Origin of the sequence: Parasphingorhabdus sp. (genome assembly GCF_039939955.1) — a bacterium.
Taxonomy (GTDB): domain Bacteria; phylum Pseudomonadota; class Alphaproteobacteria; order Sphingomonadales; family Sphingomonadaceae; genus Parasphingorhabdus.
In genome coordinates this window covers 546,362-562,849 of the sequence record NZ_JBDVHS010000006.1, presented here as the reverse complement: position 1 = coordinate 562,849, position 16,488 = coordinate 546,362, and the positions used below count along the sequence as shown (strand labels likewise).

Sequence of the window (16,488 nt, the reverse complement as noted above, 5' to 3'; positions counted from 1 at the left end):
ATTTCTCTAGATCTCATAGGTCGGTCCCAATAATAATTATACAAAAAGTATTGACAAGTAAGATAAATTGCATTCCCCTTATAAAAGGGGATTTGGTATGAAATATATTAGTTTTAACTTTCAGACTTTCTTAACGGCGTTGGGTGGATTGGTTGTATTCGTACTTTTTCTTGCATCCTTGATGACTGCTGTTTCCCAGCAGAAAATTTCCTCACTATTAAAAGATTCGGAGCACCAACTTACTTATACCGAAGCGTTCAACCTCTATAATCAGTCAAAAAACCTAAATTCCGAAATTCAGAAAGCCAACAAAAACTTGAGTTCCACGTCAAAACAAGCAAAAGTTTTGGAAATGAAAATTGAAAGCGAGCTCGATAGTCGGGAAGAATTTCGAGAGCGTATGCAAAGGGCGATAGGTGATGCTAAGTTAACAGAGTGGTGTCCCAAACGCTTTGAAGTTAGAGGAGAAGCGTTGACCGGTCGAATTGTGATGGATAAAATCAATGAGTGTATTTCTGATGGAGAAAGCAAAGATGATTTAGTCAATTACGAAGAGATAGTGACCAGTTACGGAGGGATGCGAGGTGCTACTGATCGTTTAAAATCAGCTAGAGAAAATCAGGCGGCGATTGATCAGGTCGTCGACCAAGAAGGCAACGCAACAGTTCAACTACGCGAATTGCAATCTCGTGCCGCAGCCGTAGCACCATACTTCGTCGCAGAACAACGAACGACAGAGATAGTCAGTTGGAGCAAATTACACTTGATTCCACCAACCGTTATGCCGATAATTTTGACACTAATTTCCGGTGCGTTTGGAGCGGTACTTATTCACCTAATCTTGCTTTGCTATCCGGATAACGAATATTCTATAAAGCAAAGTAGACATATGTTTCAGTATGTTGGCCTGGGTGCCCTAATCGCTACTGCTATTTTTGTTGTCTTAGTTGCAGGGAATTCAGTTATAGGTTTCTCTGGGCAAGGGATGGGTGAGCCAGATAAATATCTGACTTTCTCTTCAATTGGCCTATTCTCGGGAATGTTTTCAAACCGAGCCGCTGATTGGTTGTCTGATAAGGCAAGTTTCTTGAGTACAAATAGAGCAACTTGACTCATGTTGGTCTTGCCAAGACCAAATTCTTTGGCAAGTCTGTCAATTTTGCTTGAACATAGCTTGAAGGTAATTAAGAAAAATAAATGACCTTCACCCTCGACCGTTTCGATCTCGACGCTTTCGTCTCTTCCACGCTTACCGAAGACCTCGGCGCGCCATATGGGGCAGGGGGCCGTGATGTGACCTCTGAGGCGGTTATTCCGGAAGATGCGATCTTTTCCGGTGTGATGGATAGCCGCCATGATGCGGTGATTGCCGGGCTACCGATTGCCGAGGCCTTTTTCCGACATCTTGATCCGGATGTGGAGATTGAAACCCTCGTTGCCGAGGGCCAGGCGGTTTCGGCTGGCACCGATATCATGCGCCTCAAAGGCAAGGGGCGGGCGATGCTAACGGCTGAACGCAGTGCGCTGAACACAGTGCAGCATCTGACCGGTATCGCTAGTATGGCCAATGAATATGTCCGGCAGATTGTCGGAACCGGTTGCACATTGCTCGACACGCGTAAGACCATTCCTGGACTGCGGGTGCTGGAGAAATATGCGACGCGGATGGGCGGCGCGCAGAACCACCGCATGGGCTTGTGGGACGCAGCGATGATCAAGGACAATCATGTTGCCGTTGCGGGCTCGGTTGGCGAAGCGGTGCGGCGCGCCAAGGATGCCGGTGTTGAAAAAATCATCTGCGAAGTGGATCGCGTCGATCAGATCGAACCGGCTCTCGCGGCAGGTGCGACCCACTTGTTGCTCGACAATATGGAGCCAGCGACCCTGCGCGGTGCGGTGACGTTAATCGGCGGTCGCGTGGCGACTGAAGCAAGCGGCGGCGTGACGCTGGGAACCATCCGCGACAAGGCGAAGACTGGTGTTGATTATATTTCGGTGGGAAGACTCACACAGAGCGCGCCCGCTGCGGATATTGGGTTGGATTTTGAGCAGGTTTGAAACCGATAGAGATGCGTAAATGGTCTATCAAATCCGGAAATCCGCATCCAGTGCGGCGCACGGGTATATTCGCCGCATTCCTAGCGTTGGCCTCATCGTTGGTGATTGCCCCCGCCCAAGCCCAATCCTACCAATGCGGCGCGCCAACTGGCTTAAGCGCCCCTGCTGAACGCAAACCGGCCTCGGAACCGCGCCGCATCAAACCCGTCGCCGGTTATACACTGGCCCTCAGTTGGTCCCCCGAATTTTGTCGCATGCGGCAGGATAGTCGCCGCGATAAAACCCAGTGCAGCGGCGATGACGGCAGTTTCGGATTCATTCTCCATGGCCTGTGGCCTGACGCACGTGGTCCCGCCTATCCGCAATATTGTGCGTCGACCAAGCCATTGCCACCCGCCGTGGTGAAGCGCAATTTCTGTATGATGCCATCGGCCAACCTGATGGCGCGCGAGTGGGCCAAGCATGGTACCTGTATGACCAAGCGGCCGGAAACCTATTTTCGGGTATCGCGGATCATGTTCGATGCGGTGCGTTTCCCCAATATGGACCGTCTATCACGCAAGCCTCTGACGGCGGGGCAATTCCGGAACGCGTTCGCTGCGGCTAACGACGGTGTTCAGCCGAATATGATACGTCTGAAAGTGAATAAGCGAGGCTGGCTTCAGGAGGTCAAACTATGCCTTGGGAAGAGCTTTCGTCCGCAACGCTGCCCGGCATTCATGAAGGCGACAAAACCGGAAAACGCGATCAAGATCTGGCGAGGAGCGTAGCTTCCTTATCTGCCCATTTGGTCAATCCGATCATGATTTTGGCTAGTTCCAGTCCTTTGACAGTCAATTGATAGCCATCAGGTTGATGGTCGATAATCTCAAGTTTTTTGAGATCGTTCAGGCGATTGTTAAGGGTGGTGGGTGATAGCATGTCGCAGGATTCCTGTAGTGCGCGAAAGGTAAACGGCCCGTTTCTAAGCTCCCACATGATCCGCAGCGTCCATCTTTTTCCCAAAATATCGAGTAGGACCATGATCGGCCGGGCGCTCTTATTTTCGCTCACAGTAGATTCCTTCTTGACGCTACTAAAAATGTAGCATACTTTTGCTACAGTATTAATAGCAAGGAATCGTCCTATGAGCAATATTCTTACCCCTTTTATGCCACCATATTCCCCTGCATTGTCGGCGGTGATGAAAAAATATCCGGAACAGGACGGCTATCTGCTGAAATTGTTTCGTGTTTTTGCCAACAGCGCCCGGTTCGCAAAAAAAGGTGTTCCTAATCTACTCGATAAGGACAGCCCGTTATCCCTGAGGGAGCGGGAGATTGTCATCTTGCGGACAACGGCCAATAATGAATGTGAATATGAATGGGGCGTCCATGTCGCGGTGTTTGCATCCGCTGCGGGATTTACCAAAGAGCAGATTGCGGCGACCAAAAATTCAAATGCCAACGCCCCGGTCTGGAATGAAAAGGAGCAGATCCTGCTGGCGGTTATCGACGACCTCAGCCATTCGGGAACGATCTACGATGACAAGCTGGCTGGCTTTCAGCAGTATTGGAAAAAGGACGAGCAACTGGAGATATTTGCGCTTTGCGGAACATATCACACGGTTAGTTTTGTGGCTAACGGCGCGAGAGTCGCTTTGGAGAACTTTGCGGTCCGCTTTCCCGAAGTCTAACCGTTCAGCGTCCGCGTTCCTGGGTGATGTTTGTCGAGATGCTTGGTGATAATCTTCAAATTCTTGCTGTTTGAGCGCCAGAGAAAGTCAAACAGGTCGCCAGCCAGTGGAATAGCACCCAATGCGGTATCTATACCGACATTTGCCGCCATACGGGTCAATTGCAGCTTGGACATGCCCAAATTGCGGGCCTCCCATACAATATAGGCGCCCATCAGCGCGGTGACGATATCACCGACTACGGGGATCAGGCCAACGAGCGAATCCACGCCAATCGGCCGATTTATGCCGGGAATGACAAAGGCGCGTTCGAGCACTTTCTCCATTGCTTCCACGCGGTTGCGTACCGCCTGCGGATCGCGGCTGACGTCGGGCAATTGTTCTGCCAGACGTTTTAACTGTTCTTCGGAAATGGCCATTTTGAGCCTCCCTGTCTTATAATACTCATACAGTTAGGATATGGGTATTCCGACCAGATTATTCAATGGATGCCAACCGCGTGGGTTGACCGCAAAGCCGCGCTGGCCCTGCGGAGCGATCGACCAGCGGATCGGAACCGCGAGCGGAATGAAGTTATAATGATCGACCAGCATCTCCTCCACCTGTGCATAAAGACGGGCCTTGATCTCCAAATTGGTCGCCGCATCGGCTTCGGAGATTTTTGAATCGGCATCGTTCAGGCAGATGGGAGTCATCGGGCAGGTGAACTGCTTCAAAAACCATTGCGGGCTATCATAAGGCGCAATTTTATCGATAAGTTGAACATCTGCATCCCCATCGATGCCGACATTTCTGGCGTCCAGTCCTACTCGCCTAAGATCAGACTGGATGCGTTTGAACAGGATGTCGGCACCAGCCACATCTGGTAGCGCGATGGCCAATGGAACGATGGGGCCTTCCGAAGCTTTCCATCCGTTCACATGGTCTCTGGTAAAGGCAATCCGGTCCTCCATGGTCATGCTGGCCCAATCGGGATAGGCGTTAATCCCTTCCACATCGAGTGCTTCGGGGATGATTTTGAGTCGGGCTTTCCACGCGCTGACGCCCGGAAAAGATGTTAGGAGCGCAGGACGATTGATTGCCATTGCTAAAACTTCCCGATTGCCCGGAACGGCCCAGAAGCCCTCTGCCCGCATGAAGCGTAATCCAAAAAGCCCGGCGACGGGATCTAGTCGCAGGTCTCCGCTGCTGATGCCAGCTGCCTCGATAAGCGGCAGATGATGATATTTGCCGTTCAGGACGACTTGCGCACTATCGGCGCGGTAGCGGGCGATAGCGGTGGCGGCTGGTTCGCTGCGCAGAGAGACCCAGCGATCATCTTCCTCTTCCGCGTCCGTTTCTTCCTGGGAAGGCTCATCAAATCGGGTTAGTTTGATGCCATTGGTTTCGCTTAGCAAGCGCATGGGACCGGCGCCGTGGCCCGCGCGGAACAGACCCAGTTCGGGCTGGGCGAGCAGTTGAAGAAAATTCGGATGGGGCGAGTCCAGTCTGATCTCGATCACCCTGCCAGTCATTGAAACCACTTCATCAACCGCTGAGATATCATATCGCAGGCGGCTATCGCGCAGTTCGGAAACGCGTTCGCGCAGCAGGCGAGCTACGCGTTCCGCGGCAATTTGTCTTCCGTCGTCCCATTTCGCATCGAACAGGCGAAAAATATAGCTGAGGCCATCGTCTGAAACGATCCAGCGGGCGGCGAGGGCGGGCACGACCCGGCCTTCTTCATCCAATCCGACAAGACCTTTGGCCATCGAAGCGCGCATGGTTGATGATGCGTAGTTTAATCGCGTGCCAACTGGATTAATCCGGGCTTCTCCATCTTCCACGACGGCGACTCTTATCTGGTCTTCGTCTTCCGCGAAGCTACAAGCAGGCAGCATTGTCACTGCAACAGCAGCCCAGATGCTATTCAGCCAGAGTTTGGAACGGAGAACCATCAGTGCCTTATACGCAAAGTACGGCTGGGATGCACATTGGAAATATTATCTTCCCATCCAGCAATGCGGTTCGTCACCAAGCTGCGGGTTACGTAGAAATATAGCGGTAGGACAGGCATGTCCGCGACCAAGAGCGTCTCCGCTTGCCGCATTAGGGTTTGTCGCGTTGCCGGATTCGGCTCTGCGATAGCGCGTGCTAAAATCTGGTCATAGTCGGGGTTATCATAGCCGGAGTAATTGCCCGCCCCATTGGCTTGTTGATGAACGAGCAAGAAATTTTCCGGTGTCGGCAGATCGGCAATCCAGCCGGATCGGGACAGCGCGAATTCATGCCGGCGCAGCGCGGCAAAATGCAATGCGGCTTCGCTGTTGAACAAGCTGGCCTGGACTCCCAGCGGTTTCCACATGGCCGCCATTGCAACGGCAACCCTGCGATGTTCGGCCGAACTGTTGAACCGGATTTCAAATTTTAGAGGTTTTTGGCGGTTAAAGCCCGCTGCATCGAGTAGTGCGCGCGCGGCTTGCAGGCGCTTTTCCCGCGGCCAGTCTGCCCATATGGGCTTTGTCGGTGTCGAACCAGCCAGGCCCGGTGGAAGCAATCCCCATGCAGGAATATTGCCGATCGCAATCACCTTGTCGGTGATCCATTCCCGTTCGACAGCCATCGACAGGGCAATACGAACCCTACGGTCATCAAAGGGCGGTGTGCGGGTGTTAAAGGCAAAATAGTAGCTTCCGAGGTAGGGCACGCTGTGGGCAGCGTTGGGATGGTTTTCTTTCAACCATTGATGGCGGCTTGCTGGATAATCCGCAGCAATGTCCGCACCGCCGGAGAGGAACAGGCGCATCGCAGACAGACTGTCATCCATCGGTCTCCAGATGATCGTCGCGGTGGGTGCCTTTTTGTCATGCCATTTTGGATTGCGTTCCAGCCGCGCGTGATCGTTCAATTTCCATTCGGTCAACCGATAAGGGCCGCTGGTGACCATTGGCCGTTCGGACGTCCATTTGTCGGCGGCCTCACTGATCCGGTGGAGGGGCAGGGCAGCCATTGCTGGATGAGCAAGCAAGGCCGGTAAGGATGGATCGGGAGAGGAGAGGGTAACCGCTACGCTATGCTCATTGAACGCTTCTACGGCTAGGATATTGCCGAACAGGGCCTTTGCCGGAGCTGTTGTTTCTGAAGCCTGTAAGCGGCGGAACAGTACTGGAAAGAGGGACGCATCAAATCCTATGCCATCAGAAAATTGTAGATTCTGTCGCAAAGGGAAAGTCCATGTGAGGCCATCAGGAGAGATTTGCCAATCTTGCGCTAGTCCCGGCTCCGCTTCTCCATCGGATCCGAGACGAGTAAGCCCCTCAAATTGATCTGCCGCGACACGGAGCGATGACAGATCAGAGATTTTCTGGGGGTCGAGTCCTTTGATCTCCGAATCGGATAGACGAACGATCCGATCTGGGCCGGGTGCGATGTCGACGGTTGGATCGCTATCGCAGGATATGAGCAACAGAATTGTAGAAAGGAGAGCGAGATAGCGCATTTCTCTTGTCTAGATGTTTTTGTTAGCTCGACAAAGGGTAAGTCTTATGCTGTTTCTTTTGTTGAGGAGAATTTCGGCATGGTCGGCTTACAATATGATATTTCTGGGATCGGTTCAGTGGGTTCCAATATCCTGGCGTTGATGCCCGAAATTGCCGCAAGAGCAGAGGAAACTGAAAGCGCGCGGCGGCTGCCAGCAGACCTTGCTGCAAAGCTGGCCGATGCAGGCGCGTTTAATCTGTCCAAGCCTGCAGCGCTTGGCGGGTTGGAACTGACGCCATTGGATTTCATGAAAATTGTGGCGACGGTTTCCGAGGCGGATGCCAGTGCAGGCTGGTGCGTGATGATTGCCGTGACCTCAACTTTGGGGGCGGCCTATATGCCGGAACCCACGGCCCGTGAAATCTTCGGCGCAGAGGATGTCATTACTGGCGGCGTTTTTGCGCCAATGGGTAAGGCAGAGGACATGGGCGATCATTATGTGCTCAGCGGACAATGGCAATGGGGATCGGGCTCTGCCAATTGTTCCTGGCTCGGTGGCGGCGCGATGATTTTCAAGGATGGGGAGTTGCAGAAGTTCGACAATGGCGCGCCTTATCACCGGATGCTGTTCTTCCCGGCGAAAGAGGCGTCCTTCATCGACAGCTGGCATGTCGCGGGATTGAAAGGCACGGGGTCTGGGGATTTCTCAGTTAAGGAATTGAAAGTTCCCAAGGGTCGCAGCATATCCTTTGTCGGTGATCAGCCACGCGATGCTGGCGCTCTTTATAAATTCCCGCTCTTTGGCCTGCTCGCGCTTGGGGTTTCTTCGGTGGCCTTGGGCAATGCGCGAGCGGCGCTGGAAGAAATCAAGAATATTGCGATCAATAAAAAGACGCCCGGTGGCGGTCGATCGATGGCGCAGCGTGCGACCGTTCAGGTTGAATTGGCGCGGGCGACGGCCCAATTGGCCGGGGCGTTTAGCTATCTGGAAAATGCAATCAACGAATCTTGGGCAGAAGCGCAAGGTTCGGAAGAAATTTCCGCCAAAGGTCGTGCGAATCTGCGCCTTGCCTGTAGTCACGCCACGGAAACGGCAGCAGAAGTCTGCAAAACTGCCTATACACTCGGCGGTGGCGGTGCAGTCTATTCGAGCAACAACCTACAACGCCGTTTCCGCGATGCACATGTCGCTACGCAGCATATCGCCACTGCACCGGCGGTGTTCGAATTGGCCGGCCGGGTATTGCTGGATCAGCCAGTCGATATGGCTATGTTGTAAACGATTGCGCGCGGCGCATCGCGCGCAATCGCTTCGGTAAACCTATTATTTGACGCAATATTTGCCGGAAGTTTTCAAACCGCTGGAACAGCTGCCGCTTTTAATCTCGGCATAATCGCCTTTATCGCCCACGCAGTAGTTGGCGGAGGATTTGAAACCAGAAGGGCAGGAACCAATTTTGGTTATTGCAACCTTGCCGGAACTGGATTTGCAAGAGCTTCCTGACGATTTGAAGCCAGTCGGGCAACTGCCATCCTTGGCGACGGTTGTATTGCTTGATTGGGCAAAAGCTGCCGGAACGGCCAAGCTGGAGATGATTAGTGATGATAGTGCGATGGCGTAACGCATATTGAAGTTCCTTCTAGGAATTTGATGAAGTCTATCGCGCTCGAAATCATCGAGCGGGCGCACTCAGATATTCAAAGGCGACCAGGCTTTTGCCGGACCTCTTGTTATAATATTGGCAATATAGCTTTTCCGTTCTCGCATCGCTGTGTTCGTTGAGACGCGCCAGAAAGCTGACCCCATATTTTCCGCGCTTCTTCCGGTCGGCGGAATAGGCGGATGCGCGCGACGAGTTGCTACCGGTCGCGCAATCGCTGACACCCTGATCATTGCCGCAATGCAATTTCATGTGGGAATCACCAAGATATTGATCGCTATGCCATGTCCAGTAATCGACCGTTCCAGCGCCGGGATTGTCGGATTGAACGCATTGCCAAGTCCAATCATTACCCCGGTCCAGTGCTTTGTATTTTTTCTCATCAACCTCAAAATAAAGAATCTCTTGCGGCTGCAACGAGGGGGCAATGCAGGACCCGGTCACTTTGCCCGGCTTGCGGTTGATAAAACCGGTCCGTTCTTCTTTGCTGAATCCTTGCTGGAATGTGTAGCTGCCCAAATTGCCGACGGTCACATTGGACAAGGTAAGACCGGTGCATTGCGTTAGCGAAGTAAGGCTTGAAGATGGCGTTCCGAGAGCGATAGAACCACCGCCTCTATTGCTTCGTCCGCCTTTGCTTCTTTTCCCGCGCAGCGCATCGTCAATTGCTTTTTCGGCTTCTTCGACTGCCTTGTTCTCGGCATCGCGCTTCGCCTTTCTAGCTTCTTTTTTAACGGCATTTTTCAAGCCACCAAATTGGGCCTGAGCTGCTCCGCTGCTGAGCAGAGAAACGGCGAATAACGCCGCGACAGCTGGTTTCGAAAATTTCATCATGGGCCTCCATTGCGTTCATCAGGCGAACTAGTGGAGCCATGCCGTCTTTAGAATATACCATATGGTACATATCAGTATATTCTCTGCTCCTGAGGCGAACTGATTAAAAGTGAATTTAATTCGGGCGAATTTTTGCGGCTTCCTCGAATATCTTTTGAGGGACCTGTTGGATGGCTAGACTGCCAACATTCTCCAACGGCCCGATCAAATGGAAGCCGTGCCGATCGCAAAATTTCTCGACCATAGCAGGTGGTGCGAGGCGGTCTTCAGCGCCGCAAATAACGGTCACTGGTACTTTTAGATCATGGCACCATTTTGACCAGTCGCTTGCCGTCAAGATCGCTTGCTGGGCGGTCGATTCATAGCCATCTTCAAATGTGCGCTGCATCGATCGCTGCATAAGTTCCGCGACATCAGGGCGGTTGAGCGTAACCATATCGGCAGCGCTTTCCCCGTAAATGCTCTTAAAATAAGCCATGCTCTTGCCGCGGCGGACCATCGTTGCGGCGGCCGCAAAATATAGCCGTACGAAGGATGGGGCAATGCGTGCAAGGCGAAGAGGCGCGCGATAGCCCATGGCGAGATGGGAGAAATCATTGGCATCATCGGCTGGCAAGATCGTGCCGGCCATGACCAATCCACAAAACCGGTCGGGGTGGCTCTGGATGGCTGCCATACCATAAGGCGCAGCGACCCTCGCCGAAATGATGGAGCATTGCTTGATCCCCAGCTGATCCAGCAGGTAGATGAGTCGTTCAACAAATTCATCAACAACTGCCAATCCGGTGTTCGACATTTTGCTACCCGCATAAAATGGCAGCCAGGGGGCAATGATCCGCAAATTTTGTGCAGCGGCCGCATCCTGTTGCCTTGCGGTTAGATAGGCACCGTCGATGGTAGCATGTAGATAAAGAACCGGCCTGGCATTGGCATCGCCATAGATTTCAAAGGGTAGATCGCTGCCGTCCGCCAAAGTCAATTTATGGCTGGAACCGATAAACGCGGGGTCTTGGTCCCGCGATTCCGCTGCGGCGAATGCATTGCTGAAACCGGCATAAAGGGCAATGAGATCGGTCTGCGAACCAATGCCAAGTTTGCGTAAAAGCGCCTTCAGTTGATTTCTAGCGGTCCCCAAAGCACGTCCCCGAAGAGCTGCAAACTCTATAACAGATAAGCCATTCACCAGATGTTCTGCCAATTGCTCTTCGGTTGCAGTCAGCTCTAGTGATTGAGCAAACGCGCTGCCGATGAGAGTATCCCAACGCAGTCTTATGGTTCGGAAATCCAGATTTTTTTGGTCGCCACCCGATATCTGTGCTGCGAACAATATCCCGCGATCGTCATCCTGATCCATATATAGGCGAACAATAGCCGGACTGGGATTCTTGCCTTCGATGAGCTTGTCAATTTGTGCCTGGGTCTCGCCATCAACGCCCAATAGCCAGTCGGGTATCGCTTGTTCTTGATCGAGATCGGAAGCTTTGAATATTTGTTTATCGATGCGCAATATCGTCATCGAGCGACTGAGCGAGAGATCTACTGGCGTTAGGCCGTCGTTGGCGCCCTCCGTATCCGGAGCATAGGTAGAAAAATCATCACCAACGCTGGGGTCAATCTCGGTCAGCAATTGGGTGACATTGGCAAAATGGGACTGAAGAGCATCTTCGTTTTCAGCCCCTGGTTTTTGCAAGACCGTCAATAATTTCATCAATCGTTCCGGCTGAGCCGCGATCGCATAAGCGTCGCGGATCAGCGGATCGAGGGAATCGTTCTTCATATCATGAGACTATAGAATGTTACCATCACCGGAAAGTATATCCGTGGGGCGTAATCCATTTCTTCGTGGGTGAAGGGGGCATATGGATAAAACTGGTGCGGACGGCGGGACTCGAACCCGCACACCCATTCGGATAGCAGATTTTAAGTCTGCTGCGTCTACCATTTCGCCACGTCCGCACCGGTAGATCCAACTTCTGTTGGAGCCTAGCGACAAGCATTATTGCGAGCCTGCGGTCAAGTGGGTAGGTAAATAAAATTCGAAAACTTGGTCGATTAGCCTTTGTTTAGCCGTTCGCGAATTTCTTTGCCAGGTTTGAAATAGGGCACTCTTTTGGCCGGCACCTCTACAGCTTCACCTGTACGTGGGTTGCGACCGACGCGCGGTTTCCGCTGACGGGTAGAGAAAGCTCCAAAGCCACGGAGCTCTATGCGGCCACCTTCGGCCAATTTCTGGCTGATCTGGTTGAAAAACAGGTCGACGATTTTTTCAATTTCGTCCGGTTTCAATTCCGGATTTTCTTCAGCCAGTTTTTCTAATAGTTCAGAACGTATCATCGGTGCGCCTTTCCGATTCTAGAGCGATCCAGTGGACGCATTTTGGCCGCGGCTCTATGAATCTTGAAGTTTCCCATTTTTTTAACAACTCATTGATGCCAGAAATTCTGTCTGTTTTCAATGGGCTTGGCAGTTTAGTGGTAAACTGGTGTGAAATGGGACACTTCAAAGAAAAAGCCCACCTCTATTCAGAGGCGGGCTTTTTCGTGGTATGGTTTTGTGATTGAAGGACTATTCTTCTTTCTTCTTCAACGCTGCGCCCAAGATGTCGCCAAGGCTCGCACCGGAATCGGTTGAACCAAATTGTTCGACAGCCTGCTTCTCTTCAGCCAGCTGATGGGCCTTGATCGAGAAGTTGGGTTTCTTCGAACGATCGAAGCCGGTGATCATGGCGTCGATCTTCTGACCAACTTGGAAACGGTCCGGACGCTGTTCGTCGCGGTCGCGGCCCAGATCGCTGCGCTTGATGAAGCCGGTTGCGCCATCGTCGCCCATCTGGACTTCTAGACCGCCATCGCGAACTTCGAGCACGGTGACGGTTGCCACAGCACCTTTTTTGAGGCCGCCGGTATCGGCACCACCCATAGCAGGTGCGCCTTTCTCAAGCTGCTTCATGCCAAGCGAAATGCGTTCTTTTTCAACGTCAATGTCGAGAACGATTGCTTTAACCTGTTCACCCTTATGGTGGAGGTTCAGAGCGTCTTCACCTGAAATGCCCCAAGCGATGTCAGACATGTGAACCATGCCGTCAACGTCGCCTTCAAGACCGATGAACAGACCGAATTCGGTAGCGTTCTTCACTTCGCCTTCGACCGTAGCACCGACTGGATGCGTATCAGCGAAATCGGTCCATGGGTTGGATTGAGCCTGTTTCAGACCCAAGGAGATGCGACGCTTCTCGGTGTCGACTTCCAGAACGATGACTTCAACTTCTTGCGAGGTTGAAACAATCTTACCAGGATGGACGTTTTTCTTGGTCCAGCTCATTTCGGAGACATGGACAAGACCTTCGATACCGGCTTCCAGTTCGACAAATGCGCCATATTCGGTGATATTGGTGACGGAGCCGCTGAGCTTCGTGCCAACAGAATATTTCTCGGTGGCGCTATCCCATGGATCGCTTTCCAGCTGTTTCATTCCAAGCGAGATACGCTGCGTGTCTTTGTTGATCTTGATGATCTGGACTTTCAGCGTGTCGCCGATGTTGATCATCTCATTCGGGTGATTGACGCGCTTGTAGCTGAGGTCGGTAACGTGGAGCAGGCCATCGATGCCGCCGAGATCAACGAACGCACCATAATCGGTGATGTTCTTGACGACGCCTTCGGTAACCTGACCTTCAGCCAAGGACTCGATAAGGCCGCTACGTTGTTCAGCGCGGGTTTCCTCGAGGATGGCGCGACGCGAGACAACGATATTGCCGCGCTTGCGATCCATCTTGAGGATCTGGAAAGGCTGAGCGATGTCCATCAGCGGGGTTACGTCGCGTACTGGACGGACGTCGACCTGACTGCCGGGCAGGAAGGCTACGGCGCCGTCGAGGTCAACCGTGAAGCCGCCTTTGACGCGGCCGAAGATAACGCCTTCGACGCGATTGCCTTCGTCATATTCTTTTTCAAGCTTGTCCCAGCTTGCTTCGCGGCGTGCGCGATCGCGGGACAGCATGGCTTCACCGTTTACATTTTCGATGCGGTCGACATAGACTTCGACTTCGTCACCAACAGAAATGTCGGCTTTTTGACCGGGAGCGGCGAATTCGCGCAGCGCTACACGGCCTTCTGATTTCAATCCTACATCGATGACAGCCATGTCGTTTTCGATGCCGGTTACGGTGCCTTTGACGACGCGGCCTTCAAAGCCTTGGTCTTCGCCACCGAGTGATTCGTTTAACATTGCCGCGAAATCGTCGCGGCTTGGAAATGCCGTTGAGGCCATATGGTTTAATCCTTGATAGTCAATTTTTCTGGCCAGGCGGTTGGTTCCGCCGGTCTTGGACCAAATTTGCAACAGCCACCCCATGTGACCGCCGCATCCATCAGAAAACTACCGAATATTGGTGTATGCAATGCTAAGCACAAACGCCAAAAGCTGCGCCAAAGCCGGGCCAGTTTTTCACCAACCCGTCTTGCGCATCATTTGTCTGCTATGCCGGACCTTATATAGTGCGCCGGCCGCTTATCTTTGCATTCACCAAGGCAATCGCCTGCTGAATGGCGGCGTCTATAGTCAAATCAGTGGTGTCTAGCAAGTCCGCATCTTTGGCGGGCTTGAGTGGCGCAGCAGCGCGATTCTTATCGCGTTCGTCACGCTTCAAAATATCAGCCAATATATCATCGAAATTGGCAGGATCACCCCGTCGCTTCATTTCTTCAAAGCGCCGAACCGCTCGGGCTTCGGAAGAGGCGGTCACAAACAGTTTAACGTCTGCATCGGGCGCGATGACTGTTCCGATATCACGGCCATCCAGAACCGCTCCGGCGGGCTGATAGGCAAAGTCTTTTTGCCGTTTGTCCAGCGCTCGCCGGACTTCCGGATGCACGGAAACCCGACTGGCCAGGCCGCCTACCACTTCGCTGCGTAGGGCGGGATTGTCGAGTAAAGCACCATCAAACATAGATGCTGCAAGAGCATCCGCACTATTGTCGGCATCGCCGCCTTGCTCCCTTAGCGTCCATCCGACGGCGCGGTAGAGCAGGCCGGTGTCGAGGAAGGGCAGGGCAAAATGTTTCGCCAGTTCCTTGGAGATCGTGCCTTTGCCAGAAGCAGTAGGGCCATCGACGGCGATAATCATGGTTGCTGCCTCATATGGTCCTGATAGGCCTTCCAAAGGCCGCCCACCGCGATCATGATCCAGACAATTTCGAGCAGCAATGATGCCAGATTGAAGTGGACCATGAGAGAGAGCGCTAGCAAGAGCGCACCAACTAGATTTGTGCCATTATATACAAACGGATTCACCTGTTTGCTGTAGACGTTATATCCATAAGCGAAGACGATCAAAGCGCTGCCCAATATGCCTATTACGTTGGCGGAAAATCCGTCGATCATCAGGATGCCAGTGTCATTAGAAGGTTTTTAAAGCCCGGAAAGCTTGTCTCAACCGGCGTGATATCATCAAGAGCGAGGCCGGATTTTGTCACTAGGCCAGCGACCGCAAAGCTCATCGCAATACGGTGATCCAGTGCGGTTTCAATCACAGGCTTTGCGCGCCCACCCGATAATGGTTTGCCGCCACTGCCTTCGATGATCAGACCATCATCTTTTTCAGTGAGCGTGACGCCCAAGAGACTGAGGCCTTTTGCCATTTGTGATAAGCGATCAGATTCTTTGACCCGAAGTTCGGATAGGCCTGTGGTTGTTGTTTGTCCTTCGGCTATGGCCGCCGCGACAAACAATATGGGGAATTCATCAATCATGCTGGGGGCAATATTGGCAGGCACGTCGATACCGGTCAGGGCGCTATATTTGACATGTATGTCCGCCACGGTTTCGCCGCCAACCGTTCGCTTTTTCGTCAGGCTGATATCGCCGCCCATTTCTTGCAAAATGTCAAACAGCCCAGCGCGGGTGGGATTGATGCCGACATTCTCGATGATGATATCGGATCCGGGGATGATCAGGCCGGCAACCACCAGAAAAGCGGCCGAGGACGGGTCGCCCGGTACTTTGATCTTTTGCGGTTTGAGTTCCGCCTCGCCGGTCAGTGATATGATCCGGCACCCGTCGGCATCTGTTTCTACCGAAATTTCTGCGCCAAATCCTTTGAGCATCGTCTCGCTATGATCCCGTGTAAGGACCGGTTCGATAATCCGGGTGATTCCTGGTGTGTTGAGGCCAGCCAGCAAAATGGCTGATTTGACCTGCGCAGAGGCGACCGGCAAGCGATATTCAAGGGGGATAGCAGGGCAGATGCCTCTTACCGATAGAGGCAGGCAGGCTTTGTGATCCGCCGTCTCGCGCGCCTGAATATCTGCGCCCATTTGTGACAGTGGATCAATGACTCGGCCCATGGGGCGTTTTGAAAGACTCGCATCGCCGATGAATGTAGTGCTGATTCCATGAGACGCGACCAAACCCATCAGCAAGCGCGTTGAGGTTCCACTGTTGCCCATATCAATGGCGTTTTCGGGCTGCATCAGGCCACCGACACCGACGCCATGGACCGTCCAGACGTCACCTTTTTTCTCAATTTTGGCACCCATCGCACGCAGCGCAGCGGCAGTGGCAAGGACGTCTTCACCTTCGAGGAGCCCGGTAATCTGGCTTTTGCCGACGGCGAGCGCTGATAAGATCAAGGCCCGATGCGAAATGGACTTGTCGCCGGGAACAGAAATTTTCCCGGAGAGCGGGCCAGACGGTTTGAACGTTGCTGGCTGTTGAGTTTTACTGGTCATGGCAGAGCTTTATTAGCGGAACGCACAAATGATTCGTGCAGGAATATCAAACGGCTTTTGACAGCGTGGCAAA

The 16,488-nt window shown here is 52.8% G+C and carries 17 protein-coding genes and 1 tRNA gene; 6 read left to right on the top strand and 12 right to left on the bottom strand.

Features of this window, described 5'->3' with window-relative positions; translation table 11 throughout:
- Positions 1–97 precede the first annotated feature (97 nt).
- The 3 genes from ABJG22_RS13800 to ABJG22_RS13790 all read left to right on the top strand — a co-directional run bounded on the left by ABJG22_RS13800 (position 98) and on the right by ABJG22_RS13790 (position 2,828).
- Positions 98–1,111 carry a hypothetical protein gene (locus tag ABJG22_RS13800; RefSeq protein ID WP_348020843.1) on the top strand — a complete coding sequence of 338 codons (1,014 nt, stop codon included), beginning with the start codon at positions 98–100 and terminating at the stop codon, positions 1,109–1,111.
- An 86-nt stretch (positions 1,112–1,197) separates the two neighbouring features.
- Positions 1,198–2,058 carry a carboxylating nicotinate-nucleotide diphosphorylase gene (nadC, locus tag ABJG22_RS13795; RefSeq protein WP_348020842.1) on the top strand — a complete coding sequence of 287 codons (861 nt, stop codon included), beginning with the start codon at positions 1,198–1,200 and terminating at the stop codon, positions 2,056–2,058.
- Positions 2,059–2,069: 11 nt separating this feature from the next.
- Positions 2,070–2,828: a ribonuclease T2 gene (locus tag ABJG22_RS13790; protein ID WP_348020841.1), complete on the top strand. Its 759-nt coding sequence runs from the start codon at positions 2,070–2,072 to the stop codon at positions 2,826–2,828.
- Here the strand turns inward: ABJG22_RS13790 and ABJG22_RS13785 are convergent.
- Positions 2,806–3,111, bottom strand: a complete 306-nt coding sequence (locus tag ABJG22_RS13785) for a helix-turn-helix domain-containing protein (RefSeq protein WP_348020840.1) — start codon at positions 3,109–3,111, stop codon at positions 2,806–2,808. The two genes, ABJG22_RS13790 and ABJG22_RS13785, sit on opposite strands and share 23 nt — an antisense overlap.
- Positions 3,112–3,184: 73 nt before the next feature.
- Between ABJG22_RS13785 and ABJG22_RS13780 the strand changes: the two genes are divergently transcribed.
- A complete protein-coding gene (locus ABJG22_RS13780; protein WP_348020839.1) occupies positions 3,185–3,733 on the top strand; it encodes a carboxymuconolactone decarboxylase family protein in 549 nt (182 codons plus the stop codon).
- On the opposite strand, the gene ABJG22_RS13775 is transcribed toward ABJG22_RS13780, so the two are convergent.
- From ABJG22_RS13775 to ABJG22_RS13765, 3 genes are read right to left on the bottom strand one after another with little or no spacing between them, the layout of a single operon-like run.
- Positions 3,730–4,152: a DUF4112 domain-containing protein gene (locus ABJG22_RS13775; RefSeq protein WP_348020838.1), complete on the bottom strand. Its 423-nt coding sequence runs from the start codon at positions 4,150–4,152 to the stop codon at positions 3,730–3,732. The genes ABJG22_RS13780 and ABJG22_RS13775 overlap by 4 nt on opposite strands.
- Positions 4,153–4,185: 33 nt before the next feature.
- The gene (locus tag ABJG22_RS13770) at positions 4,186–5,670 is read right to left on the bottom strand and encodes an ABC transporter substrate-binding protein (RefSeq protein ID WP_348020837.1); all 1,485 of its coding nucleotides are present in this window, start codon (positions 5,668–5,670) and stop codon (positions 4,186–4,188) included.
- Positions 5,670–7,211, bottom strand: a complete 1,542-nt coding sequence (locus tag ABJG22_RS13765) for a peptide ABC transporter substrate-binding protein (RefSeq protein ID WP_348020836.1) — start codon at positions 7,209–7,211, stop codon at positions 5,670–5,672. The genes ABJG22_RS13770 and ABJG22_RS13765 overlap by 1 nt, the downstream gene beginning before the upstream one ends.
- 78 nt (positions 7,212–7,289) lie before the next feature.
- On the opposite strand from ABJG22_RS13765, the gene ABJG22_RS13760 reads away from it, so the two are divergent.
- Entirely contained in the window at positions 7,290–8,471 is a 1,182-nt protein-coding gene (locus ABJG22_RS13760; RefSeq protein ID WP_348020835.1) for an acyl-CoA dehydrogenase family protein, read from the top strand.
- 178 nt (positions 8,472–8,649) lie between these two features.
- Positions 8,650–8,814 (top strand): hypothetical protein, encoded by a 165-nt coding sequence (locus ABJG22_RS13755; protein ID WP_348020834.1) that lies wholly within the window; start codon positions 8,650–8,652, stop codon positions 8,812–8,814.
- Positions 8,815–8,865: 51 nt separating this feature from the next.
- Here the strand turns inward: ABJG22_RS13755 and ABJG22_RS13750 are convergent, their stop codons facing one another.
- The 8 genes from ABJG22_RS13750 to aroA form a co-directional block, all read right to left on the bottom strand.
- Positions 8,866–9,687, bottom strand: a complete 822-nt coding sequence (locus ABJG22_RS13750) for a hypothetical protein (protein ID WP_348020833.1) — start codon at positions 9,685–9,687, stop codon at positions 8,866–8,868.
- A gap of 115 nt (positions 9,688–9,802) precedes the next feature.
- Positions 9,803–11,464, bottom strand: a complete 1,662-nt coding sequence (locus ABJG22_RS13745; RefSeq protein ID WP_348020832.1) for an alpha/beta hydrolase — start codon at positions 11,462–11,464, stop codon at positions 9,803–9,805.
- Between the two features lie 93 nt (positions 11,465–11,557).
- Positions 11,558–11,643, bottom strand: a tRNA-Leu gene (locus ABJG22_RS13740).
- Between the two features lie 96 nt (positions 11,644–11,739).
- On the bottom strand, positions 11,740–12,021 hold the full coding sequence (locus ABJG22_RS13735; RefSeq protein ID WP_348020831.1) for an integration host factor subunit beta: 282 nt from the start codon (positions 12,019–12,021) through the stop codon (positions 11,740–11,742).
- A 231-nt stretch (positions 12,022–12,252) separates the two neighbouring features.
- Positions 12,253–13,956: a 30S ribosomal protein S1 gene (gene rpsA / locus ABJG22_RS13730; protein ID WP_348020830.1), complete on the bottom strand. Its 1,704-nt coding sequence runs from the start codon at positions 13,954–13,956 to the stop codon at positions 12,253–12,255.
- Between the two features lie 220 nt (positions 13,957–14,176).
- On the bottom strand, positions 14,177–14,812 hold the full coding sequence (cmk, locus tag ABJG22_RS13725; protein WP_348020829.1) for a (d)CMP kinase: 636 nt from the start codon (positions 14,810–14,812) through the stop codon (positions 14,177–14,179).
- On the bottom strand, positions 14,809–15,069 hold the full coding sequence (locus tag ABJG22_RS13720; RefSeq protein WP_348020828.1) for a hypothetical protein: 261 nt from the start codon (positions 15,067–15,069) through the stop codon (positions 14,809–14,811). The genes cmk and ABJG22_RS13720 overlap by 4 nt, the downstream gene beginning before the upstream one ends.
- Positions 15,069–16,415: a 3-phosphoshikimate 1-carboxyvinyltransferase gene (gene aroA, locus ABJG22_RS13715; RefSeq protein WP_348020827.1), complete on the bottom strand. Its 1,347-nt coding sequence runs from the start codon at positions 16,413–16,415 to the stop codon at positions 15,069–15,071. The genes ABJG22_RS13720 and aroA overlap by 1 nt, the downstream gene beginning before the upstream one ends.
- Between the last annotated feature and the right edge of the window lie 73 nt (positions 16,416–16,488).